This is a genomic window from Vibrio sp. HS-50-1, from assembly GCF_024747315.1.
GTDB classification, from domain to species: domain Bacteria; phylum Pseudomonadota; class Gammaproteobacteria; order Enterobacterales; family Vibrionaceae; genus Vibrio; species Vibrio diabolicus.
In genome coordinates, this window is the sequence record NZ_JAMPZF010000024.1 from 424,917 (window position 1) to 447,030 (window position 22,114).

General features: G+C 44.9%; 20 protein-coding genes. 10 read left to right on the forward strand and 10 right to left on the reverse strand.

The window, feature by feature from the left end:
- Nucleotides 1-64: 64 nt before the first annotated feature.
- Nucleotides 65-454 (forward strand): DUF2750 domain-containing protein, encoded by a 390-nt coding sequence (locus NDJ01_RS11600; RefSeq protein WP_012841946.1) that lies wholly within the window; start codon nucleotides 65-67, stop codon nucleotides 452-454.
- 82 nt (nucleotides 455-536) lie between these two features.
- Here the strand turns inward: NDJ01_RS11600 and NDJ01_RS11605 are convergent, their stop codons facing one another.
- The 6 genes from NDJ01_RS11605 to pspF form a co-directional block, all read right to left on the reverse strand.
- On the reverse strand, nucleotides 537-1,328 hold the full coding sequence (locus tag NDJ01_RS11605) for an ATP-binding cassette domain-containing protein (protein ID WP_005393308.1): 792 nt from the start codon (nucleotides 1,326-1,328) through the stop codon (nucleotides 537-539).
- Entirely contained in the window at nucleotides 1,325-2,320 is a 996-nt protein-coding gene (locus tag NDJ01_RS11610; protein WP_005378126.1) for an oligopeptide/dipeptide ABC transporter ATP-binding protein, read from the reverse strand. The genes NDJ01_RS11605 and NDJ01_RS11610 overlap by 4 nt, the downstream gene beginning before the upstream one ends.
- Nucleotides 2,320-3,207, reverse strand: coding sequence for an ABC transporter permease subunit (locus NDJ01_RS11615; protein WP_005378123.1), 888 nt, complete (start codon nucleotides 3,205-3,207; stop codon nucleotides 2,320-2,322). Before NDJ01_RS11615 ends, NDJ01_RS11610 begins: the two co-directional genes overlap by 1 nt.
- Nucleotides 3,194-4,156 (reverse strand): ABC transporter permease subunit, encoded by a 963-nt coding sequence (locus tag NDJ01_RS11620; RefSeq protein ID WP_046874787.1) that lies wholly within the window; start codon nucleotides 4,154-4,156, stop codon nucleotides 3,194-3,196. Before NDJ01_RS11620 ends, NDJ01_RS11615 begins: the two co-directional genes overlap by 14 nt.
- Entirely contained in the window at nucleotides 4,156-5,775 is a 1,620-nt protein-coding gene (gene sapA / locus NDJ01_RS11625; protein WP_005393298.1) for an ABC transporter substrate-binding protein SapA, read from the reverse strand. The genes NDJ01_RS11620 and sapA overlap by 1 nt, the downstream gene beginning before the upstream one ends.
- Nucleotides 5,776-5,980: 205 nt before the next feature.
- Nucleotides 5,981-6,991: a phage shock protein operon transcriptional activator gene (gene pspF, locus NDJ01_RS11630; RefSeq protein WP_048626229.1), complete on the reverse strand. Its 1,011-nt coding sequence runs from the start codon at nucleotides 6,989-6,991 to the stop codon at nucleotides 5,981-5,983.
- 232 nt (nucleotides 6,992-7,223) lie between these two features.
- On the opposite strand from pspF, the gene pspA reads away from it, so the two are divergent.
- The 7 genes from pspA (at nucleotide 7,224) to NDJ01_RS11665 (ending at nucleotide 14,563) form a co-directional block, all read left to right on the forward strand.
- Nucleotides 7,224-7,895, forward strand: a complete 672-nt coding sequence (gene pspA / locus NDJ01_RS11635; RefSeq protein WP_005393294.1) for a phage shock protein PspA — start codon at nucleotides 7,224-7,226, stop codon at nucleotides 7,893-7,895.
- A 14-nt stretch (nucleotides 7,896-7,909) separates the two neighbouring features.
- Nucleotides 7,910-8,143, forward strand: coding sequence for an envelope stress response membrane protein PspB (pspB, locus tag NDJ01_RS11640; RefSeq protein WP_046874790.1), 234 nt, complete (start codon nucleotides 7,910-7,912; stop codon nucleotides 8,141-8,143).
- Entirely contained in the window at nucleotides 8,136-8,525 is a 390-nt protein-coding gene (gene pspC / locus NDJ01_RS11645; protein WP_012841944.1) for an envelope stress response membrane protein PspC, read from the forward strand. The genes pspB and pspC overlap by 8 nt, the downstream gene beginning before the upstream one ends.
- A gap of 161 nt (nucleotides 8,526-8,686) precedes the next feature.
- Complete coding sequence (locus NDJ01_RS11650) at nucleotides 8,687-9,718, forward strand: efflux RND transporter periplasmic adaptor subunit (RefSeq protein ID WP_005393290.1); 1,032 nt, start codon at nucleotides 8,687-8,689, stop codon at nucleotides 9,716-9,718.
- Nucleotide 9,719: 1 nt separating this feature from the next.
- Nucleotides 9,720-10,817, forward strand: a complete 1,098-nt coding sequence (locus NDJ01_RS11655) for an efflux RND transporter periplasmic adaptor subunit (protein ID WP_258586727.1) — start codon at nucleotides 9,720-9,722, stop codon at nucleotides 10,815-10,817.
- Nucleotides 10,814-13,924, forward strand: a complete 3,111-nt coding sequence (vmeI, locus tag NDJ01_RS11660) for an efflux RND transporter permease subunit VmeI (RefSeq protein WP_048626231.1) — start codon at nucleotides 10,814-10,816, stop codon at nucleotides 13,922-13,924. Before NDJ01_RS11655 ends, vmeI begins: the two co-directional genes overlap by 4 nt.
- 72 nt (nucleotides 13,925-13,996) lie before the next feature.
- Nucleotides 13,997-14,563 carry a DNA-3-methyladenine glycosylase I gene (locus NDJ01_RS11665; protein ID WP_124008719.1) on the forward strand — a complete coding sequence of 189 codons (567 nt, stop codon included), beginning with the start codon at nucleotides 13,997-13,999 and terminating at the stop codon, nucleotides 14,561-14,563.
- A gap of 25 nt (nucleotides 14,564-14,588) precedes the next feature.
- Here NDJ01_RS11665 and NDJ01_RS11670 read toward each other — a convergent pair whose 3' ends face one another.
- The 4 genes from NDJ01_RS11670 to cls form a co-directional block, all read right to left on the reverse strand.
- Complete coding sequence (locus NDJ01_RS11670; RefSeq protein WP_258586728.1) at nucleotides 14,589-15,449, reverse strand: lipase secretion chaperone; 861 nt, start codon at nucleotides 15,447-15,449, stop codon at nucleotides 14,589-14,591.
- Between the two features lie 12 nt (nucleotides 15,450-15,461).
- Nucleotides 15,462-16,367 carry a triacylglycerol lipase gene (locus NDJ01_RS11675; protein WP_031780337.1) on the reverse strand — a complete coding sequence of 302 codons (906 nt, stop codon included), beginning with the start codon at nucleotides 16,365-16,367 and terminating at the stop codon, nucleotides 15,462-15,464.
- A 245-nt stretch (nucleotides 16,368-16,612) separates the two neighbouring features.
- A complete protein-coding gene (locus tag NDJ01_RS11680; RefSeq protein ID WP_243327161.1) occupies nucleotides 16,613-17,821 on the reverse strand; it encodes a cystathionine beta-lyase in 1,209 nt (402 codons plus the stop codon).
- Between the two features lie 241 nt (nucleotides 17,822-18,062).
- Complete coding sequence (gene cls, locus NDJ01_RS11685) at nucleotides 18,063-19,517, reverse strand: cardiolipin synthase (RefSeq protein ID WP_005393277.1); 1,455 nt, start codon at nucleotides 19,515-19,517, stop codon at nucleotides 18,063-18,065.
- A 430-nt stretch (nucleotides 19,518-19,947) separates the two neighbouring features.
- Here cls and NDJ01_RS11690 point away from each other — a divergent pair, with 430 nt between their 5' ends.
- Nucleotides 19,948-21,318, forward strand: a complete 1,371-nt coding sequence (locus tag NDJ01_RS11690; RefSeq protein ID WP_258586874.1) for a sodium-dependent transporter — start codon at nucleotides 19,948-19,950, stop codon at nucleotides 21,316-21,318.
- Between the two features lie 81 nt (nucleotides 21,319-21,399).
- Complete coding sequence (locus NDJ01_RS11695; RefSeq protein ID WP_226421794.1) at nucleotides 21,400-22,092, forward strand: TIGR01621 family pseudouridine synthase; 693 nt, start codon at nucleotides 21,400-21,402, stop codon at nucleotides 22,090-22,092.
- The last annotated feature ends 22 nt before the right edge of the window (nucleotides 22,093-22,114 follow it).

Below are 22,114 nucleotides of genomic sequence, written 5' to 3' on the forward strand. Positions count from 1 at the left end.
CTAGCATATACTTTAAATGCCCGCCTAGCTGCGGGCATTTTTCTATGGGAAATAGGAGACGAATATGTCTGAGCAACTGACCCAAGAGCAGATGGATACCATCAATCGTTACAACGAAGAGCAACGTTTAAAGTACTGCGTAAAAGAGATTGTGGCGAATCGTAAAGTTTGGATTCTGAAAGATGAACATGGCTGTGTCATGTTAAATACAGAAGATGATGATTGTGTACCAGTATGGCCAAACGAAGAGTTTGCTTTGCAATGGGCGAATGGTGATTGGGAAGATTGCGAGCCAGAAGCGATCTCTCTAAACAAGTGGCACAGTCGTTGGACATCTGGTCTGGAAGATGACGAATTATCTGTTGTTGTATTCCCAAATCAAAATGAAGAAGGGGTCGTATTGTTTCCTGACGAGTTTGATTTCGAACTGCGCAAACAAGCGAGCCGCCGCTAATTTTTCGATTCGTGTCCATTTAATAAAGAAGCCTGCTTTAACGCAGGCTTCTTTACATTTGAACGATGACATCTTTGATAGGCTATTTTGTTTGATGGCTTGGCGCTTTATAAAAGTGGCTTTCGACTAGTCGTTGAGTAATCGGATGCTCGGGATGAGTCAGTACCTGGTTAGTTTCGCCAAACTCGACCACTTCACCTTCATGCATCACCATCACTTTGTCAGTAATGTGCTTAACAATGCCAATGTGTTGAGATACATACACAAATGACAATCCCATCTCTTCTTGTAACTCGAGGAATAAGTTAATGATCTGTGAGCGCATTGCCATATCCAAACCGTTTAACGCCTCGTCAGCGACAATGATGGAAGGTTGAAGAATAAGCGCACGAGCTAAACACACGCGCTGTTTTTGACCTGCCGCTAGCATTTGTGGATAAAAATAGGCGTGTTCAGGCAACAATCCGACGCGGAGTAGGGTGTTCTTCACACGCTGCATGCGTGCATCTGGCGGCATGTTGGTGTTTCGCTTTAATGGGCCTTCCAAAATGCGGCCAATCTGGATACGCGGGTTGAGCGATGTGTTTGGATCTTGGAAAATCATGCGAATGAGCTTGCAGCGTGTCGCGTAATCTTTGTGCTCCAAACGTTCGCCATTCACACGGATCTCTCCGGAGCTTGGCTCTACAACGCCTGCAAGCATGCGAGCAAGAGTGGATTTTCCTGAACCGTTTTGGCCAATAAAACCGATAGTCTGCCCCGGCTCTAACGTAAAGCTCACCGGTTTGACAGCCTCATTAACCTGACGTTTGAATAGTCGGGAGCGCGTAACAAACTGCTTCGATAAATTATCGACTTCAAGTAACGCACTCATGACTTTTTCTCCGTGTTCAATGGAAAGTGGCAGTTAAATTTATGATTCTTAATTCGTCTGGTGTGTGGAATTTCAACACATTGTTTCTGCGCATACGGACAACGTGGACCGAGTCGACAACCGATTGGAAGATGCTGCAATGGCGGAATCGAGCCCGGTAGGGATTGGAGTTTTTGCTTGTGTGGTACCCAATCATTAAAGTCTGGCATCGCTTTAAGCAAGGCATCTGTATACGGGTGCTTGGGTGCCGCAATGATTTTACTGGTATCGGCAGACTCTACCGACTGACCACAATACATTACCGTAATGCGGCCCGCCCATTGTGTGATGGTCGCTAAGTCGTGACCGATAAGCAGAATGGTCGTGTTATTGAGCTGGTTCATACGGCTCAATAAACGCAATATTTGCGACTGGGTAATCGGGTCTAAGTCGTTGGTTGGTTCATCTGCGATCAGCAATTTAGGTTTGGTCGCAATCGCCATGGCAATCATGACTTTTTGACACTCACCATCGGTCAGTTCATAAGGATAGCTACCCATTAAGCGTTTATGGTCTTTAATCCCCACTTTGTGCAAAAGCGCGATGGCCTGTTTTTTACGCCATTTAAATCGCTCCCACCATTTCCCTTCAAACGCACGAGATGGAATGGACTCGATCAATTGACGTCCCACTTCTTCTGAAGGGTCAAGACAAGTTGAAGGCTCTTGGAAAATCATCGCAATATCACGAGCAATGACGCGCCGACGCTCTTTTGGCGTAAGCTGAAGCAAGTCAATATTGCCAAGGCGCATACGGTCCGCGGTAATGCGCCAGTTATCTTTACTTACCCCAACAATCGCTTTTGCAACCAAGCTTTTCCCTGAACCAGACTCACCTACAAGACCACGAATTTCGCCTTCATTCAAAGTTAGGCTCATTCGGTCCACGGCTTTGACCAACCCTTGAGGGGTTTCAATCTCAATAGTCAAATGTCGAATATCTAACAACGGCATTATTCGATCCCCGCATTAAGCGCTTGACGTACACCTTCACCTACTAAGTTTAGGGTAATAACGGTAAACATGATGGTTAGGCCGGGTAGGGTTACGGTCCAAGGTGCAATATAAATCAACTCGACAGAGTCACCTAATATTGCTCCCCACTCAGTACTTGGTGCTTGTGCGCCTAAGCCAAGAAAACCCAGCGCAGTAATATCTAAAATCGCAGCAGAGAGCGCGAGCGTGATTTCAGCAGCAATAACCGTCAATATGTTGGGAAGAATTGAACTCCACAACAAGTAGAAATCGTTCGCGCCATCAAGACGTGCTGCCATGATGTAGTCTTTTTCAACTTCGGTGTGGACTGCGATATAAACAGAACGAATAAAACGCGGAATCAATGCCAAGCAGATCGCGAGTAAAATGTTGAACCCACCAAAACCTAGAAATGCCACAAAAATGATCGCTAATAACAACGAGGGAATCGACATTACAGTATCGAGCAAGTGATTGAGAGTACTTGAGAGTAAGCCTTTCGTCATACCTGCTAATACGCCAATCAAACAACCTACGACCGCGGCAATCGCAGTGATGGCAACGGCTGCACCAAATGTAAGTTGAGAGCCCATGATCAAGCGTGACAAAATGTCTCGGCCTAAGTCATCGGTTCCCAAAAAGTAATCAACCGTTCCAGCTGGGGCCCATGATGGCGGCACAAGCAATTCGCCTGACTGTGCTTGGGCATCAAACGGCGCAAGCAGTGGCGCAAAAATGGTAATTAGGACGATAAATACCAAGCACCATAGGCCAAACATGGCTAGCCCGTTGGCGCGGTAACTTCGCCAAAATCGCTCAAACTGAGTTGGAATGCGTTCTTCCTGATAAACGTTATTTGTTAGCATACCATTCCTTTCGAACTAGAGGGTTAATCATCGCGCCAATCAAATCAGAGAGAATATTAGCGGTGAGAACCAAAGTCGCAAGTACCATCACGCCAGCTTGGATTGATGCATAATCTTGGTTTGCCAATGCATCTAACAACCAACGACCAATACCTGGCCAGTTAAAAATAGATTCAGTGATGATAGCCAAGGTAATCATACTGGAAAGCTGAACACCGACTTTGGGGATGATAGGCGGTATCGCATTACGCAAGACATGTTGAGTTACGATCTCGCGGTTAGAGAGACCTTTGATTCTCGCTGCACGAATGTAGTTTTGGCTCATCACTTCCGCCACCGAAGAACGCATTAGTCCGACAACCTGCGTGGTTGGAGCCAAAGCAAGCACCAAACATGGCAGCACCATATGCTCAATGACGCTTTGCAGTGCGTGAGCGCGGTATTCACCTTTCGCCATGAATGCGTCGATAATGGCAAATCCGGTTACATGATCAATTTCGTAAAGCAGGTCATATCGTCCTGCCACGGGAAAGAGTTGGTATTCCAATGAAAAAACCATGATAAGTAACAAAGCCACCCAAAAAATTGGGGCGGAATAACCAGACATCGACATGAATGAAATGCTGGTGTCGAGCCATTTACCTTGCTTCATCCCAGCCACGGTTCCAAGTGGAATGCCGATCAAAAGGGACACCAAAAAGGCAAAAAAGCACAGTTCCAAAGTGGCAGGGAATACGACGGCGAGCTCGTCATAAATCGCGTTGCCGTTTTTACTTATGCCAAAATCAAGCTGAGAAAGGTTGATTAAGTAAGTTTGCCAACCAGACCAAAAATCAACGTTTGCCCAGTGCGAGAGAGGGTCAAGGCGCAGCAGAGAAAAGCCCACTAACGTGAGGATCATCAAAGTGATGAAAAATAGGTTAAAGCGTCGAACGGTATACCAAAACATCAGTGAATTCTCTCAACTCTATCAAACGGTTGGGCATTGAAAGGGCTTGATTTGAAGCCTGTCAGTGATTTGTCGTGAACACGGAATTGCACACCATGTGCCAGAGGAATTACCGGGAATTCTTGATTTAAAATGTTCTGCGCTTGGCGATATAGGTTCAGACGGTAACGCGGTTCTTGGGTTTCCAATGCCAAATCGAGCAAGAAATCGAAATCATCGTTACACCACATCGATACGTTGAGGCCAACGCGATCAGACTCACAAGATAATAACGGGCGGAAAAAGTTGTCAGGGTCCCCGGTATCGCCAATCCAGCCAGTTAAAAGTAAATCGATGTCGTTGATGTTCTCTAAATCCACACGTTCGAATCTATCATCGGTTAGCAACGTTAACTCAACCCCAATATCGGCAAAATTCGCTTGGATTAGCTCCGCGGTCTTGCGAGGACTTGGGTTAAAGGCGCGTGGTTCAAGTGGTACCCACATGGTCAGCTCTAGACCGTCTTCATAGCCAGCATCACGGAGTAGTGCTAATGCATAGTTACGGTCATAACGAATTTTTACGCTGTCCTTTTGATAGGCCCATGAATTAGGCGGTAGCAATGTATAAGCTTGCGAGCCAGTTCCGTAGTAAACCGAATCTAAAATATTCTGACGGTTAATCGCTAAGTTAAGTGCTTGGCGGACGCGAGCATCACTCAGTGCCGTCGTTTCAGTGTTGATCGCAATAAAGGATACGTTGTTGGCTGGCGTAGCAGTTAGCTCAAGATTGTCATTTTCTTGAATAACGGGTATTTGGCTCGAAATAGGCGAAGAGAGCACATCGCACTCGTTTCTTAAAAGTTTCGCCAAGGTACCAGTGCCTCGATGAGAGATATCGAACACCACTTGTTCCATTTTCGCGGGTGACTTCCAGTAGTTAGAGTGACGTTCCAAACGAATCAAGTCGTTCACTTGGTACTCTTTTAGTTGATATGGGCCGGTACCGATAGGAAGTTGGTCGATTTCTTCTTTATGATCTTTTGCTGCCAGTTGCTGTCCGTACTCCGCAGACAATATGACAGCATGGCTGGTGGCAATATTTGCCAAGAAGGAAAAATTTGGCTGAGATAAGGTAAACCTTACCGTATGCTCGTCAATCGCAGTCACGTCTTGCAGCAGGTTTTGAAAATCTAACCCTGCAAACCATGGATAAAAACCACCACCTACTTGGTGAAAAGGATGGTCTACATCAATGATTCGCTTGAAGCTAAATACCACATCCTTTGCATTCAATGGGCGAGTGGGAGTGAACCAGGACGTGGTTTGGAATTGAACATTACGTTTAAGCTTAAACGTGTATTCCGTTCCTGACTCATTCACAGACCAACTCTCAGCGATATTTGCTACTGGCTGATGTGATTTAGGATCGAGCGTGAGCAGCGTATCGTACAACTGCGGGCTCAGTGCCTCTGCGGTAATACCGCTATCAATAAGCTGAGGGTTAAACGTGGTTGGCTTACCTTGTCCGCAAAACACAAAGCCAGCTTTGCGAATGTCATTGTGGTCAATTTCATCACCACAAGCGGTCAGTAGGCTAATTCCAATAAGGCTCAGCGATAATCTTATAAAAGCATTCATAATATGAAATGTTCATTGGATCTTGCTTGTTTCATTTGATCTTACTCTTTCAGAGCTAACAAGCGAAAATGATCTCGCTAATTTATCACCTTTGTGAACTCGCTCCAAACATAAAATCCATACACTGTAAGGTGTTATGCTTGAAAGACATACAAATTAGAGCGCTGTCACTCGCTCGCTAACCGATCAAGCACCTTCGACCTAGCTAGCTTTGCCCGACTAAACCATATTTTCTAACCATCCCTCGTAATTGGTGGTAGCTCAAACCAAGTAGCTCGGCTGCTTGTCGTTGATTAAACTTGGCTTCTTCCAATGCGCGATTGAGTAAGTGGATGTCTTGCTCTTCTTGCCACTGTTTATAGTCTAGAGGGAATTGAACTGCGCTGCTTGGTGCTTCCTCTTCTTGCTGCAGTTCGGCTTGCTCGGCATTATGACCAAGCGTGTTATTCCAAACTGTTTCAAAAGGATTGAAAATCAGTTCATCAATTGGATCGGCATTGAGACCATGTTGGTAAATAGCACGTTCAATCACGTTTTTTAGTTCACGGACATTACCTGGCCATTCATATTCAAGAAGCGAATGCTGTGCTTTTGAGGTAAAACCGACAAAATATTCGAGCTGAAGTTCACGGCACATCTTCATCGCGTAGTGCTCTGCTAAAGACAGGATGTCTTCTTTTCGTTCACGAAGAGGAGGCAGCATGATGACGTCAAACGCTAAACGATCGAGTAAGTCGGCACGGAAATCGCCTTGTTCCGCCAATTTTGGTAAGTCCGCATTGGTTGCACAAACAAGTCGAACATCCGCATTGAGAGCGGTATGACCGCCAACTCGTTCATATTCACCATATTCGATGACACGCAACAGCTTTTCTTGAACTAAAAGTGGTGCGGTGGCCAATTCGTCAAGAAACAAAGTGCCGCCTTCGGCGCGTTCGAAACGTCCTTTATGCTTGCCCTTAGAACCTGTAAAAGAACCGGATTCATGACCAAATAGCTCTGAATCTATTAGTCCTTCGCTTAAGGTCGCACAGTTGAGTGATAGTAGTGGCTTATCCCAACGTCTTGATAAATAATGCAAACGCTGAGCGATGAGTTCTTTACCCGTTCCTCGTTCACCGATAATGAGGACTGGACGCTCAATAGGCGCAAGTTGTGATACTTTATCTAGTACGGCGAGAAAAGCAGGTGATTCACCAATCAGGTTTTGCTTCATAAAGTCCTTCTTATTTAATAGCCGAGCCATGATTTACATATGGAGTTGGTGAATTTCACCAACAGTTGGTGAAAAACATCATAGCATAATAGTGCATAACGACAACAAAATGCATAAGTTTCTGATTTTAAATGTAATTTTAAGTTGGCATGCTACTTGTAATGTATTCAGGGAGACACAAGGTCAATCACCACCTTGTCGAGTTTTAATAGGAAAAAAGAGGAGTTCCGTTATGGGTATTTTTTCTCGATTTGCAGATATCGTTAACTCAAACATCAGTGCATTGCTGGACAAGGCGGAAGATCCTGAAAAAATGATCCGTCTTATCATTCAAGAAATGGAAGACACACTTGTTGAAGTGCGTACTAACTCGGCTAAAGCGATTGCAGACAAAAAAGAGTTGGCTCGTAAAGTTGAAACGTTAGAAGAGCAAATTGGCGAATGGAGCCAAAAAGCGAGCCTAGCGTTGGTAAAACAGCGTGAAGATTTGGCTCGTGCAGCATTAATTGAAAAGCAAAAGCTTGAGCAAGTGATTAAAGGCCTTCACACTGAGCAGACGTTAGTAGAAGAAACGATCGACAAGCTTACAGGCGAGATCGGTAAGTTAGAAAGCAAAATTGCAGAAACGCGTGCAAAACAGCAAGCATTAGCAATTCGTAACCAAACCGCCTCTAACCGTCGTGATGTGCAAAAACACCTGCACACTAGCCGTACTAATGAAGCGATGGCGAAGTTTGAGCAGTACTCGCGTAAAGTGGATGAAATGGAAGCAGAAGCAGATTTGTACGCACAAACTGGTAATGCAAAATCGCTAGAGCAAGAGTTTGCAGAGCTTCAAGCTCAAGACGAAATCGAAAAAGAGTTGGCAAAACTGAAAGAACAGATGTCATCGAAAGATAAATAACAAAGGAGCCATTTATGTCGACATTTTTATTTGCAGGACCAGCAATTGTCTTTCTGATCTTTGTCGCTCCTCTATGGCTCTTCTTACACTATCGCAGTAAACGCAAAACGGATAGTGCACTGTCGAGCCAAGATTTAGAGCGCCTTCAGGTACTATCTGAAAAAGCGGAAGCGATGCAGTCCCGAGTTGATACATTGGAGCGCATCTTGGATGCTGAGTCACCAACATGGAGACGCAAGTATGACTAATCGAGAGCTGTATCGTGACCCAGTAAATGGCAAAATCTCCGGTGTTTGCGCCGGAATTGCCAACTACTTTGGTGCAGAGGTTTGGTTGATTCGTATTGTAGTGATTTCTGCAGCGCTGTTGGGCGGTACGTTTTTGGTGTTGTTAGCATACGTCGCGATGGCGTTTATGTTAGAAAAGCAACCAGTGACGTATTCTGAAAATATCCGAGCACAACAAGAGCACACACTTAAAAGTAAGCCTTGGCAGAAAGGACAAAGTCCGGACCAATTGCTCAGTGTGTTGGAACGCGATTTTGACCGTCTTGATGGCAAAATCCGTAACATGGAAGCGTATGTTACGTCTGATACATATAGGGTGAATCGGGAGTTCAGTAAGCTCTAAACACTCCGCATCCAAAGAAGATTTAAACGAAGCAGGTGCAAAGCCTGCTTTTTTGTCACAAATTACTAATTTTAAAGCACTATTAATCTTTTCAACTCTGGAAGTTCGCCCAGAATTCATCTACTTTAAAAATAATCCCTTAATTTTTATGGATGAATGTAATGAGAAGATTGCTCATTCCTGTCGCCATCTCGGCTGTGTTGTCGGGGTGTGGTAAAGAACTTCCCCCTGTTCCAGAACCTGAATCCCGCCCCGCAAAGCTATTTACAGTATCTGTTGGCAATGCCCAATTTGAACGACACTTTCCTGCCACGACGGAAGCTGGTGATAAAGCGGTACTGACGTTTCGAGTTCCTGGACTTCTTCAAACGATTGAGGTGAATGAGGGTCAAGTCGTCAGCAAAGGCGATGTATTGGCTTCATTAAACCCTGATGAATATTCTCTGCTTGAACAGCAAGCTCGGGCAAATTTCGCGCTCGCAGACGTGCAGTACAAGCGATACCAAAAGTTACGTAAAGACCAAGTGGTGTCCGAACAAGACTTTGATGAGGCAAAAGCGAATCACAACTCAGCCAAAGCTCAGTGGAATCAAGCAAAGGCAAATTTAAGGTATACCAAACTTGTCGCGCCATATGATGGTACGATTTCGTATATTCCAGCAGAAAACCATGAGTATGTTGCCGCAAAAGAAGGCGTGATGAATATCCAATCCAACCAACTGCTTAAGGTGATATTCCAAGTCCCTGACTATCTGCTAAACCGTTACACGCAGGGGAGCGATGTCTCTGCCAGAATGGTCTTTGACGCTTTCCCCGAGCAGTCATTTGACTTGACCTTTCAAGAAATCGATACAGAAGCCGATCCAAAAACGGGTAGTTACAAAGTCACTATGGTTATGGAGCGACCATCAGAAATAGGCCTTTTACCGGGCATGTCTGGTAATGCTTACCTCCTATCAAAAAATGCTGGTGCAACAAAAATTCCTAATTCCGCGCTGCTAGAAGAGAACGGCAAAACATACGTTTGGCGTGTTGATGAGCAAGGCATTGTGTCCAAAGCCGCTATTGAGATGAATGACAAAAATCAAGTGTTAGCTGGGCTTAACGATGGCGATCAAATCATTATCTCTGGTGTTAGTGTAATTGAACCCGGAATTAAGGTAAGAGCCTGGATTAAGGAAAGAGGGTTGTAATATGAAAGGAATCATCTCTCTAGCGGCATTATTTTTAACGTTTCTTCTTGTTGGTTGTGGCGATAAGGCACCAGAAAAAGCTCTTGAGACACCGCGTGTAAGAGTTACCTCATTAGCGGGAAATAAGGTGGATGACAACTTATATTTCCCTGCGGTTGCGAATGCAGCGGATCGCTCTCATTTGAGTTTCCGAGTGACAGGAGAAGTCAGCCGCATCATGGTAAAAGAGGGCGATAAAGTCACGAAGGGTGATGTTATTGCAACGTTGGACCCTACTGACTATGAGTTGGATGTAGATAATGCGAGTGCGCGTTTTTCTGTTGTTGACAGTCAGTATCGCCGTTCACGTCCTTTGGTTGATAAAGGTCTATTAGCTAAGTCTCAGTTTGATGAAATTGCAGCACAACGACAAATCGCTCTGGCTGAGCTTAAGTTAGCGAAACTCCGTTTATCATTTACTGCCTTAAAGGCGCCTGTGGATGGGATCATTTCTCGAGTTAATATCGAGCAATTCGAAAATGTCCAAGTCGGACAGCATATCGTCAATATTCATAGTTTGGAGCGAGTAGAGGTGCTGATTCAACTTCCAGACAGGCTCTATGTGAACCAACCGCCAACGGAAGAAAGACTTACCGCGATAAAAGCATTGGTGCGCGTGCCTAGTGGTAACGAGTACAACGCGACCGTGAAAGAATTTACGACTGAGCCAGACCCAACAACAGGCACGTTTACCGTCACATTATCGCTTCCTATGCCGGAAGAAGAATACATCCTAGATGGGATGGCCGTTGAGGTGACCTCCAAAGATAAGAACGTTGGCTTGGATCTCAATTTAGGAATTAATGTTCCTATTGAAGCCATTTTTAATGCGGACGGTGACGAGCTGGGGCGCGAAAACAAATTTGTTTGGGTACTGAATGATGACAATACGGTATCGCGCAAACAGGTTCGAGCAGGTAAAGCATCTAAAACGTCCATTCAAATCCTTGATGGTCTCATGCTGAAAGACAAAGTTGTGATTGCCGGTGTTTCTCGATTAAGGGATGGCATGAAAGTGGAAGTGATACAGGAAATGGCTACGCAGGAGGCCGGTCTATGAGCGATCTTAATAAATCAGTGCCTCAAAGTGATGATGATGTGACCGGTATTGCTGCGTACTTCATCCGAAATCGTGTCATCAGTTGGATGGTCGCACTGATCTTTTTGATTGGTGGTATCGCTGCATTCTTTGGGTTAGGGCGTCTTGAAGACCCTGCTTTTACCATCAAAGATGCCATGGTGGTGACCTCTTATCCTGGTGCGACGCCGCAACAAGTCGAAGAAGAAGTGACTTATCCGATCGAAAAAGCGATTCAGCAGCTTACTTATGTTGATGAAGTGAATTCGATTTCTAGCCGAGGATTATCGCAAATCACAGTCACAATGAAGAACAATTATGGCCCTGATGATCTGCCACAAATCTGGGATGAGTTACGCCGTAAAGTGAATGACCTTAAAGGGACGTTGCCTCCGGGTGTGAATGAACCTCAAGTGATCGATGATTTTGGTGATGTTTACGGGATTTTGTTAGCGGTGACTGGCGACGGTTATAGCTACAAAGAGCTACTGGATTACGTCGATTACTTACGCCGAGAGCTCGAACTGGTTGATGGCGTGAGTAAAGTTTCGGTATCCGGGCAACAGCAAGAGCAAGTTTTCATCGAAGTATCGATGAAAAAGCTGAGCAGTATAGGACTTTCCCCCGATACGGTCTTTAATCTTCTCTCGACGCAAAACGTGGTTTCTGACGCAGGGGCGATCAGAATTGGTGACGAGTACATCAGAATTCAGCCGACTGGCGAATTCCAGAGTGTGGATGAGCTAGGCGATTTGTTGATTACTGAGTCGGGAGCTCAGGGGCTCATCTTCTTGAAAGATGTAGCGGAAATAAAACGTGGTTATGTAGAAGTCCCGAATAATATTATTAATTTTAACGGCAGCCTCGCACTAAACGTGGGTGTTTCTTTTGCTGAAGGCGTCAATGTCGTTGAAGTCGGAAAAGCGTTTGATCATCGCCTTGCAGAGCTAAAGTACCAACAACCTGTTGGTATCGAAATCTCGGAAATTTACAGTCAGCCTAAAGAAGTGGATAAATCGGTTAGCGGTTTTGTTGTCAGCTTGGCTCAAGCTGTCGGTATCGTCATTATCGTACTTCTGTTCTTTATGGGGCTACGTTCAGGTCTGCTTATCGGTTTAATTTTACTGCTGACGGTGTTGGGTACGTTCATTTTCATGAAGTATCTCGCGATAGATTTGCAGCGGATTTCATTAGGTGCTTTGGTTATCGCGTTAGGTATGCTGGTGGACAATGCAATCGTCGTGGTGGAGGGGATTTTGATTGGTACCCAAAAAGGGCGAACTCGACTCCAAGCGGCGACTGATATCGTTACCCAAACCAAGTGGCCATTACTTGGGGCAACTGTGATTGCGGTAACTGCATTTGCGCCCATTGGACTGTCTGAAGACTCGACGGGTGAATACTGTGGCACTTTGTTTACGGTTCTGCTGATCTCATTGATGTTGAGTTGGTTTACCGCTATCTCGTTGACACCATTCTTTGCTGACATCTTCTTTAAAGGCCAGAAGATTAAACAAGGTGAAGGGGAAGAAAATGATCCATATAACGGGGTTATTTTCGTTATTTATAAAAAGTTTCTCCAGTTCTGTATGCGCCGTGCTTGGTTTACCGTTGTGGTGCTGATTGCGGGATTAGCGGCAAGTGTTTATGGATTTACTTTTGTGAAGCAAGCGTTTTTCCCATCGTCGACAACGCCTATTTTTCAGTTAGATGTATGGATGCCGGAAGGAACTGATATTCGTGCCACCAACACAACGCTTAAAGAGCTAGAAAGTTGGTTAGCCAAGCAAGAGCATGTCGACCATATCACGACGACCGCGGGTAAAGGCTTACAGCGCTTCATGTTAACGTACGCGCCAGAGAAAAGTTATGCGGCTTATGGTGAGATAACCACTCGTATGGAAAATTACGAAGCGTTAAAACCATTAATGGCGAAGTTTCGAGAGTATTTAAAAGCCAACTACCCAGAAATCAATTACAAGCTCAAACAGATTGAGTTAGGCCCTGGTGGTGGTGCAAAAATTGAAGCGCGCATTATTGGCTCAGATCCAACCGTCCTTCGTACGATAGCCGCTCAGGTCAAGGACATCATGTACGCCGATCCTCAGGCAACAAATATTAGGCATGATTGGCGTGAACGAACCCAAGTTCTTGAACCTCAGTTTAACGAGAGTCAGGCACGTCGCTATGGCATTACCAAATCGGACGTCGATGACTTCTTGTCCATGTCATTCTCTGGAATGACAATAGGCCTCTACCGAGACGGCACGACGCTCATGCCTATCGTGGCTCGTTTACCTGAAGATGAACGCATTGATATTCGTAACATTGAAGGCATGAAAATATGGAGTCCAGCACAGAGTGAGTTTATCCCACTTCAACAAGTCACAATGGGTTACGACATGCGTTGGGAGGATCCTATCATCGTACGTAAGAACCGTAAGCGTATGCTAACTGTGATGGCAGACCCTGATATTCTAGGTGAAGAAACCGCATCGACGTTGCAAAAACGTTTACAGCCCCAAATCGAAGCGATTCAAATGCCTCCTGGCTATTCACTAGAGTGGGGTGGTGAATACGAATCTTCTGGTGATGCTCAAGAGTCGCTGTTTACTACCATGCCAATGGGGTACTTGTTCATGTTCTTGATCACCGTATTCCTATTTAACTCTATCAAAGAGCCACTCATTGTTTGGCTTACCGTGCCGCTGGCGTTAATTGGTGTCACCACCGGTTTGTTGGCACTCAACACGCCGTTTGGTTTTATGGCATTGCTCGGCTTCTTAAGCTTATCGGGAATGGTGCTCAAAAATGGCATCGTATTACTGGACCAAATTGAAATAGAAATGAAATCGGGTAAAGAGGCTTATGATGCGGTCGTTGATGCTGCGGTAAGCCGTGTTCGTCCTGTGTGTATGGCTGCAATCACGACGATCCTTGGTATGATCCCACTATTACCAGATATTTTCTTCAAACCAATGGCGGTTACGATTATGTTTGGTTTGGGCTTTGCGACAGTACTGACACTGATTGTCGTGCCAGTGTTGTATCGTTTATTCCATAAAGTGGCAGTACCGAAACAGGCTTAGTGCTACTGATATAACGATGAAAAGTATCGCGCCTCTAGCTCATCAGTTAGAGGCGCTTTTTAAGGAAGAATAATGACAGAACAAAAAACGTGTGCGTGGGCGATGAATCACCCATTAGAGCGCGAATATCATGATTCCGAATGGGGCGTGCCAGTATATGACGACCAAACCCTGTTTGAATTTATTACGTTGGAAGGTGCGCAAGCTGGGCTTAGTTGGATCACCATTCTTAAAAAGCGCGAAGGGTATAGAGAAGCGTTCGAGAATTACGACCTAGATGCGTTGGAACAAAGAAATGAAGAACGCGCTGAATACATCGTGGAAAACTTCGATGTTGTGAGACATCGCGGAAAGGTTAACTCGGTTTTCAGTAATGCCAAAGCGGCAAAAGCGTTAATTGCTGAATACGGAAGTTTATCAGACGCGTTGTGGCAGTTCGTGGATGGCGAACCAATCGTCAATCAATGGCAGCATATGAGTGACGTACCAGCTTCGACAGAGCAATCCAAAGCCATGAGTAAGTTCCTAAAAAAGAAAGGCTTCAAGTTTGTCGGTGAAACCATCTGTTATGCTTTCATGCAAGCCGTCGGCATGGTGGATGACCATATCGTTGGATGTCCTAAAAAGCAGAATAAGTAACGTTTGGCTTGTTCAGTTTATATCGTTAATTCTGGCTATCATGGATACGTTCCAAAGCTTCGATTCGACGCCATTGAGCTGCATCGAAGCTTTGTTTTCTTAAAGCAATGATTTCTGCCTGTTTTTCGTCTTGCCCTAGAAAATCTCTATTCAGAATATCTTGACGCTGTTTTAAGTAAGTGGCGAGTTGAGTCTCAAATGATGCTCTTTGCTCATCAAGCTTTTGCAGCCTCTGCGCTCCGGCATCTCCTACCAGAGCAACACGGGCGATGTACTTATCTTGTGAATCAAGCTGAGAAGCTTGCTCGAGCTGCTCTGCTAATGCGTTATTGCGTTCACTTTCTCGGATGTAATCTGGTTGTTCTGATAACGCTTGATTGAGAAGGTGTGTTTGACTCTCGATATCCGATGCCTGTGTTTTAATCGTCAGTTTTTCTAATGCAAGCTGGCGAAGTCGGTTTTCTTCGTCAAACAATTGGGTTATCTGCACCTCGTTAAAGTATTGAAGCTGTAAGTTCAGTATTGCTTCATTCAGCATGGTTAACTGTTCAAGCGTTAGGTGGTTGTGCTCAAAAGGCTCTAATGCAGAGAGTGCTTGCTTGTAGGAAAGGTAGGTTTGAAAAAGTTTGGCATCAATATTCAGTGTTTGTTTTGCTAAAGTGTCATCATTGACTTCCGCTTTGATCGTATCGAGATCTTCTTCGCCCAGTCGGCTAAGAGAATATTCGAAGAAGTCTTTTGGGGAAGAGACATCGGCGGCTATATCTTGCTGAGATTGCGAATGGTTAGAGGTTGTCTCTTGTTGTTTGTCGCTTTGCAACAGAGAAAGCGCTCCCACGCCAAACATCGAGAGCAGGATAAAAGTGATGAGAGCGACTTTCTTCATTGTGATGACCTCTTATAAACCTTGAAGTTTGAGACGATTTGCATGTTGGCGATAAAGCGTGACTGGATCGGTTTCAAAAAGATGATGAATACCGAGTAGGCCGTTAATTTCATCCAAATGGTTCATTTGATAATCATCACGTATGACTTTGCCTAAATGTGTGCTGCACGCACCAACTAAGCCATCATTCGGCCCATCAAAGGCTAAGCCAAGTACCATCATGGCAGCGTCAGTCGGATCGAAAACGTTTGTAAAAGTGGATGATCCAGTCCATGAGTAGTAATAAACGCCATTTGAAGCCAGCAAGTCACCATTACCACATTCACTGGTAGGGACTCCCTCTGGGTAGTGTTGGTTAAACGCTAATGATCCTTCCGTGGTTAATGCTGCTAGTGAGGCTAAAGGGTCTTGGTCGAGATCAGAACCGCCTGATAGAAGATTAATAAGAGTGGTTAAGCCTTGCGCCAGTTTTACCGCGAGCTGCTCGCTGCCAGAACCCTCAGATACGGTGCCACGAACTAAATCTGCCACTTTAGACCCTTTATTAACGCCACCGATACTCGTAACTGATGCGACTAGGTCAGGACGGACAGAGGCGACGTAGCGCGTTGTTGGACCACCGTGACTGTGACCGATGAGATTGACTTTCTCTGCGCCTGTTGCAGCAAGTAAGGTTTCTACTTGAGCAAGCAGTTGCTCCCCTCTAACTTCGCTGCTGTTGGTCGCGGATACCTGCGCTACATAAACTTTAGCACCGTCTTTCGTTAAGGAATGTGGTATTCCGAAAAAGTAATCTACGCCTGCGAGGGTATCAAAACCAAATAATCCATGAACCAGAACAATCGGATACTTGGTTTGGGTATAACCCGTTGCGGCGTGTACGGTGGTTATTGGGACGGTAATTAAGGTAAAAAGCATTAGCGCTATGAATTTGAGTTTCAAAACTATCTCCTTGTGGTATGACCTCTTATGAATGATAAAAAGTAGGAGAGAAACTCTAAATTTGGAAAGCCTATTTGTGGCACATTATTTCATTCTGTGACTGCTCAATTGAAAAACAACATAAATGATTAACATTAACGAATAGGTGGTGGGAATGTTAGGTAATTCTAATTAAGTCAGCGAGTTATAAAAACGCCCCGCGAAGCAGGGCGATTCAATTACTATTTTAGAGAGACTTCTTTTTCTAAAATTAACGCGTTATAGCGTGCAAAACCAGCCTCTAGATCGGCGAGCAAGTCATCCACGTCTTCTAAGCCAATATGAATTCGAACTAAAGTGCCCTCAAAGTGTGGGTGCGCTACGGTTCTCAAGCTGTTAAAGCTCTTTGGTTCGTTAGCTAGAATGAGGCTTTCATACCCGCCCCAAGAATAACCCATACTGAAGTGTTTCATACCATCAAGCAGAGCCGTCGTTGCTTTTGGATAAGACGTTTTGAGAACAAATGAAAACAAGCCGTTTCCACCAGTGAAGTCACGTTTGAAAAACTCATGGCCAGGGCACGATTCCAATGCTGGGTGGCGGACATGATCAACTTCCGGACGAGAAGCTAGCCACTTGGCGACTTTCAAGCTACTTTCTGCGTGTTGTCTTAGGCGAACATCCAGCGTGCGAATACCACGAAGGCCTAGGTATGCGTCGTCAGGAGAAACGCACTGACCCATCAAGTAGCTTTGTTCACGCAGTTGGGGCCAGTATTTTTCGGAAGCTACGGCTGTACCTAACATTACATCAGAGTGACCAACTATGTATTTGGTGGCGGCTTGAATGGAAATATCGACACCATGTTCAAATGGTGAGAAGTTCACGCCAGCTCCCCATGTGTTATCAAGCATCACAATAATATCGTGCTCGTGAGCAATGCGCGCCAATGTTGGTACATCCTGCACCTCCATTGTGACTGACCCCGGAGATTCTAGGAAAAGGACTTTGGTATTTGGTTGAATCAAATCACGAATACCTTCGCCGATCATCGGATCATAATAGGTAGTTTCGATGCCCATTTTCTTCATGATGGTATTACAAAAATCACGAGTTGGTTCGTAACAAGTGTCCACCATCAGAATGTGATCGCCAGTTTCGACGAAAGAGAGAATCGCATTTGAAATTGCTGCAGTCCCACAAGGGTAGAGAGCACAACCTGATCCACCTTCAATCTCAACCATTGCATCTTGAAAAGCGAAGTGCGTGTTGGTGCCACGGCGACCATAAAATAATGTTTTATTGGTGCGGTTCATGGTGGCTTGGTTCTTCTCTGCAACCGTGTTGAATACCACGGTTGAAGCGCGTTGAACGGGTGGGTTTACAACACCGTTTGTCCACTTTTTATCGCGGCCAGCGGTAATGAGCTTGGTTTTTTTGCCCTCTGACATAAAAGTTCCCTGTCTTAAATATTACGATTTTGATTATTTAAAACATGGACGACATAACGTTTGCAAGGGAAAAGTCAACTATCACGCAATAATAGCCGAGATTATCGAGTGAAGGCGTCAAAACTGAAAGGTTGAGTTGTAGGCTTAGAGTGTATCGCTAAGGTGGAAAACGTAAGTAGAACAAACCTCCAGCAAGATGTTTGAAGCGCTGGAGGTTTTTTTAGTCGGTGTATTTGAGGTATTAGAGGAGTGGATTGAAGAGATAGAACACTCGCTCTAAGAATCGCGAAAATAGGCTTCTTTTCTCCCATTCTTCCAATACAACAGTGTGAGATTGCTTAATATAGCTATCTTGTAACCAAGACATTTGCTTTGTGAACTCTTCGTCGTCAACGGCGAGGGTAACTTCGAAGTTCAGCCACAAGCTGCGCATATCCATGTTTACGGTGCCAACTAAACAGAATTGGTCGTCAATTACGACGGATTTCGTATGCAGCAAACCACCATAAAACTCATAGATTTTGACTCCTGCACACAAAAGCTCACTATAAAAAGCGCGTGATGCCCATTGCACCATCATCGAGTCATTTTTATGTGGAATAATGAGTTCAACATCAATGCCTCGTTGTGCTGTCATCTTTAACGTTTCAAGTAAGTCTGCATTGGGCACGAAATATGGCGTTGTAATTCGTACCGAGCGATTGGCTTGGTTGATTGCCAATGTTAATACTTGATAGATCAGATATTCCGGCATACCAGGGCCAGAAGGCACAACCTGAATAGGGTGTTGGAATTCACTCTCATCGATCTTGCATTCAGGTAGTCTCGGTAAATGACGTTCGCCAGTTTCGACTTCCCAATCCCAACAGTGGATAGCACTCAATACGTTTACCGTTGGTCCCGTAATGCGAACCATAATGTCCACCCAATGTCCGACGCCACTGTTTTGTTTGAAGTAAGCTGGGTCAACCAAGTTCATTGAACCTGTATAAGCAATTTCATCATCAATTACGATGATCTTGCGATGTTGGCGAAGATCAAGACGACGTAAGAAAATACGCCACATCTTCACTTCTAACGCTTGAATAACTTCAATTCCAGCATCCTGCATCATTCTATACCAAGGGCTTCTGAAAAAACGTGGACTACCTGCTGAATCGAGCAATAGTTTGACATCTACGCCGCGTTTAGCCGCTTGGATAAGTGCAGAAGCGACAGAGTCAGCCAAACCACCTGGATGCCAAATGTAGAATACCATTCGAATACTGCTCTGCGCGTTTTCGATGTCTTCAATAATGGAATGCAAAATCTCATTAGGTGACTGTTGCAGCGACAATGTATTACCGCTCAATGCAGGAAGACCAAGGCGGTTGTTACAAAGTTCATCAATTCGGTAGATGTGCCTTCCCATTGTTTCTGGGTTGTGCGCGTTACAGTCGTTAAGCTGACTGAACCACTTCTCGAATGGTGTAAACATCTCTTTTGCGCGTTCGGCCCGTTTTCTGCCTAAGTTCAGTTCACCGAAGAGGAAATAACATGCGACACCCAGAACGGGAAGGATATAAATGATCATTAGCCAAGCTAAAGACACGCTCACTGCACGGCGCTTTAAAACAACACGAATGGTCACACCTGCGACCAGTAACCAATATAGCCCGATGCCAGCTAAAGTAAGAAAGTGATAAAACTTGTCCATATACGCTCAGAGTAATATGCCCTTCTAGGATATTAAGCATAAAAGTTGGTTGGGGGAATAGATTTCCCATTTAGACGTGGGATTGACCTTATATGAGGAACGAATTTCATAACAGCTGATTCTGTTATTTTAATGTGAAAAATAAGGCCATTCTTTAACTTTTGAACAAAAAAGCAGCATTTAACCTGCGTAACTCGACACTTGTGCGATAAATGTACTTTTTTGGGGTTCCAATTTTAAAGGGGAGCTGCTTTACTTTCTAGACATAGTGCGTCGAATGCTTATTTTATAAGTGTACAATAATTTTTACATAAACTTTTTAGACGCCTATCTCTATGCATACACAACAAACTAATTTTGGAGAAAAAGCGTGGCTACAACTAATACAGCAGCACCACGTGATACGTGGGGGTCTAAACTAGGCTTCGTAATGGCAGCAGCGGGTTCCGCTGTCGGTTTAGGCAATATATGGAAATTCCCTTACACAGCGGGTGAGAGTGGCGGCGGTGCATTCGTTGCTATCTACCTTATCTTTGTTATTTTTATCGGCTTTAGCGTGATGCTGACAGAGTTCGCTATTGGTCGTAAGACAGGTCTTTCTGCCGTAGGTGCATTCAAAACAACTGACCGACGCTGGACGTTCACTGGCGTTATGGGAGTCTTCAGTGGTCTTTTGATCATGGGCTTCTACCCAGTGGTTGGTGGTTGGGCATTGGCCTACATCTTTAAAGTGGGCGGTGGTCTACTCAGCGCGCCAGAAGCAATTGGCGACAGCTTTGGCGGTTTCATCTCAGATCCGATTCAACCTTTAATGTGGATGGGAGTTTACCTGTTCCTTAACGTCATGATTGTGATGAAAGGGATTTCGGGTGGTATTGAGAAAGCCGGTAAGGTTCTGATGCCGCTTCTGTTCTTAATCCTAATCGTTGTTTCTGTTAAAGGCTTGATGCTGCCAGGTGCAATGGCTGGCCTTGAGTTCTTATTCATGCCGGACTTTTCTAAAGTCGACAGCAACGTGGTTCTTGCTGCACTAGGGCAGGCGTTCTTCTCACTTAGCTTAGGTATGGGTTGTATGATGACGTACGGTTCTTACCTGAAGAAGAAAGAGAACCTAGTTCAAACAACCGGTATGGTTACTGCGATGGATACAGGTGTCGCGATTCTTGCTGGCGTTGCTATGTTCCCAGCTATGTTTGCCTTCGGTATGGAACCTGCGGCAGGCCCAGGTCTTGTATTCGTTGTCGTTCCTCAACTATTTGCTGAAATGGGCGGTGTGATTGGGTTGCTATTCGCGTTGCTATTTTTCATCGGCTTGACGGTGGCTGCATTAACTTCTTCAGTCTCACTATTGGAAGTTGTCGTGTCTTACCTAATCGATGAGAAAGGCATGAAGCGCTCTAACGCTGTTCTGTCTGCAAGTGCAGTTATGGCTGCATTATGTATTTTTGCGTCACTATCGTTAGGTGGAATGGGACCAACGCTGTTCGGTACCAGTGCCTTTGATATCTTCGACTTGCTAACGGACAAAATCTTCTTAGCGGTTGGTGGTATGTTGGTTTGTATCTTTGCTGGATGGCGCCTAAGCCGTGCTGAGCTAGAAAAAGAGATCACTAATGACGGCGAAGTATCTTTCCCGCTATTTGGATTGTGGTACAACCTAGTTAAATACCTGATTCCTGTTGCGATTGCTATTGTTGCCTTCATGGGGATTAAGTCGGGCTTTGACAGTGGCAAAGGTGAAATCATGCTGCTGGGTATCGCAATCATTGGTCTTGCTGGTATTTTCTCTAGAAAGCTCTAGCTCAGGCCTTGGGGCAAGCCTCGATAGCTTTGTCCGATAACTTATGTATACTGCTGGCTCCAAAGGTGGAGCCAGTTTTTTATGTTCGATATTCTACACACCCATCCCGATTTTCTGATCATCAATAAGCATCCCAACGTCTCTGTTCATAAAGACGATGGCGACACAATGCTGCTGCAAGAAGTGGCTAAGCAGAGTGGTGATGAGCAGCTTTATCTTATCCATCGCTTGGATAAAATGACATCGGGTATTCTGCTCCTCGGACGCAACGCTAAAGCGGCCAGTGCGTTATCGCAAGCTTTTGCTGACCGCCAAGTGGAAAAGTTCTATCTGGCGATTGGCTCTAAAAAGCCGAAAAAGAAACAAGGTTTGGTCGTTGGTGATATGGAGCGTTCGCGCCGTTCATCATGGAAGCTGGTCAACAGCAAAAATAACCCAGCCGTCACCCAGTTTTTCTCTCTTGCGGCAGAGCCCGGAGAGCGCCTATTTTTATGTAAGCCACACACTGGTAAAACGCATCAAATCCGCGTGGCATTAAAATCGGTTGGCTCAGGTATTGTTGGCGACCCGATTTATAATGCAGGCAATGAGGCTGATCGCGGTTATCTGCATGCATTTTCACTTTGCTTCCAATACCGAGATGAGCAATATCGCTTTGTTTGCGACCCACGAGAACACAAAATGCTTGGTAACAAATGGCACAGTGAAATCGTCTCTCAGGGTTTGGATACTTGGCTTTCCCCTTGGGGACTGAACTGGCCTACGATCAAATAATCGTCACAAAGAAAACTAATAA

Coding starts and splice junctions, on each gene's coding strand:
- NDJ01_RS11600 (WP_012841946.1), top strand. CDS start 65: ATGTCTGAGCAACTGACCCAAGAGCAGATGGATACCATCAATCGTTAC.
- NDJ01_RS11605 (WP_005393308.1), bottom strand. CDS start 1,328: ATGAGTGCGTTACTTGAAGTCGATAATTTATCGAAGCAGTTTGTTACG.
- NDJ01_RS11610 (WP_005378126.1), bottom strand. CDS start 2,320: ATGCCGTTGTTAGATATTCGACATTTGACTATTGAGATTGAAACCCCT.
- NDJ01_RS11615 (WP_005378123.1), bottom strand. CDS start 3,207: ATGCTAACAAATAACGTTTATCAGGAAGAACGCATTCCAACTCAGTTT.
- NDJ01_RS11620 (WP_046874787.1), bottom strand. CDS start 4,156: ATGTTTTGGTATACCGTTCGACGCTTTAACCTATTTTTCATCACTTTG.
- sapA (WP_005393298.1), bottom strand. CDS start 5,775: ATGAATGCTTTTATAAGATTATCGCTGAGCCTTATTGGAATTAGCCTA.
- pspF (WP_048626229.1), bottom strand. CDS start 6,991: ATGAAGCAAAACCTGATTGGTGAATCACCTGCTTTTCTCGCCGTACTA.
- pspA (WP_005393294.1), top strand. CDS start 7,224: ATGGGTATTTTTTCTCGATTTGCAGATATCGTTAACTCAAACATCAGT.
- pspB (WP_046874790.1), top strand. CDS start 7,910: ATGTCGACATTTTTATTTGCAGGACCAGCAATTGTCTTTCTGATCTTT.
- pspC (WP_012841944.1), top strand. CDS start 8,136: ATGACTAATCGAGAGCTGTATCGTGACCCAGTAAATGGCAAAATCTCC.
- NDJ01_RS11650 (WP_005393290.1), top strand. CDS start 8,687: ATGAGAAGATTGCTCATTCCTGTCGCCATCTCGGCTGTGTTGTCGGGG.
- NDJ01_RS11655 (WP_258586727.1), top strand. CDS start 9,720: ATGAAAGGAATCATCTCTCTAGCGGCATTATTTTTAACGTTTCTTCTT.
- vmeI (WP_048626231.1), top strand. CDS start 10,814: ATGAGCGATCTTAATAAATCAGTGCCTCAAAGTGATGATGATGTGACC.
- NDJ01_RS11665 (WP_124008719.1), top strand. CDS start 13,997: ATGACAGAACAAAAAACGTGTGCGTGGGCGATGAATCACCCATTAGAG.
- NDJ01_RS11670 (WP_258586728.1), bottom strand. CDS start 15,449: ATGAAGAAAGTCGCTCTCATCACTTTTATCCTGCTCTCGATGTTTGGC.
- NDJ01_RS11675 (WP_031780337.1), bottom strand. CDS start 16,367: ATGCTTTTTACCTTAATTACCGTCCCAATAACCACCGTACACGCCGCA.
- NDJ01_RS11680 (WP_243327161.1), bottom strand. CDS start 17,821: ATGTCAGAGGGCAAAAAAACCAAGCTCATTACCGCTGGCCGCGATAAA.
- cls (WP_005393277.1), bottom strand. CDS start 19,517: ATGGACAAGTTTTATCACTTTCTTACTTTAGCTGGCATCGGGCTATAT.
- NDJ01_RS11690 (WP_258586874.1), top strand. CDS start 19,948: ATGGCAGCAGCGGGTTCCGCTGTCGGTTTAGGCAATATATGGAAATTC.
- NDJ01_RS11695 (WP_226421794.1), top strand. CDS start 21,400: ATGTTCGATATTCTACACACCCATCCCGATTTTCTGATCATCAATAAG.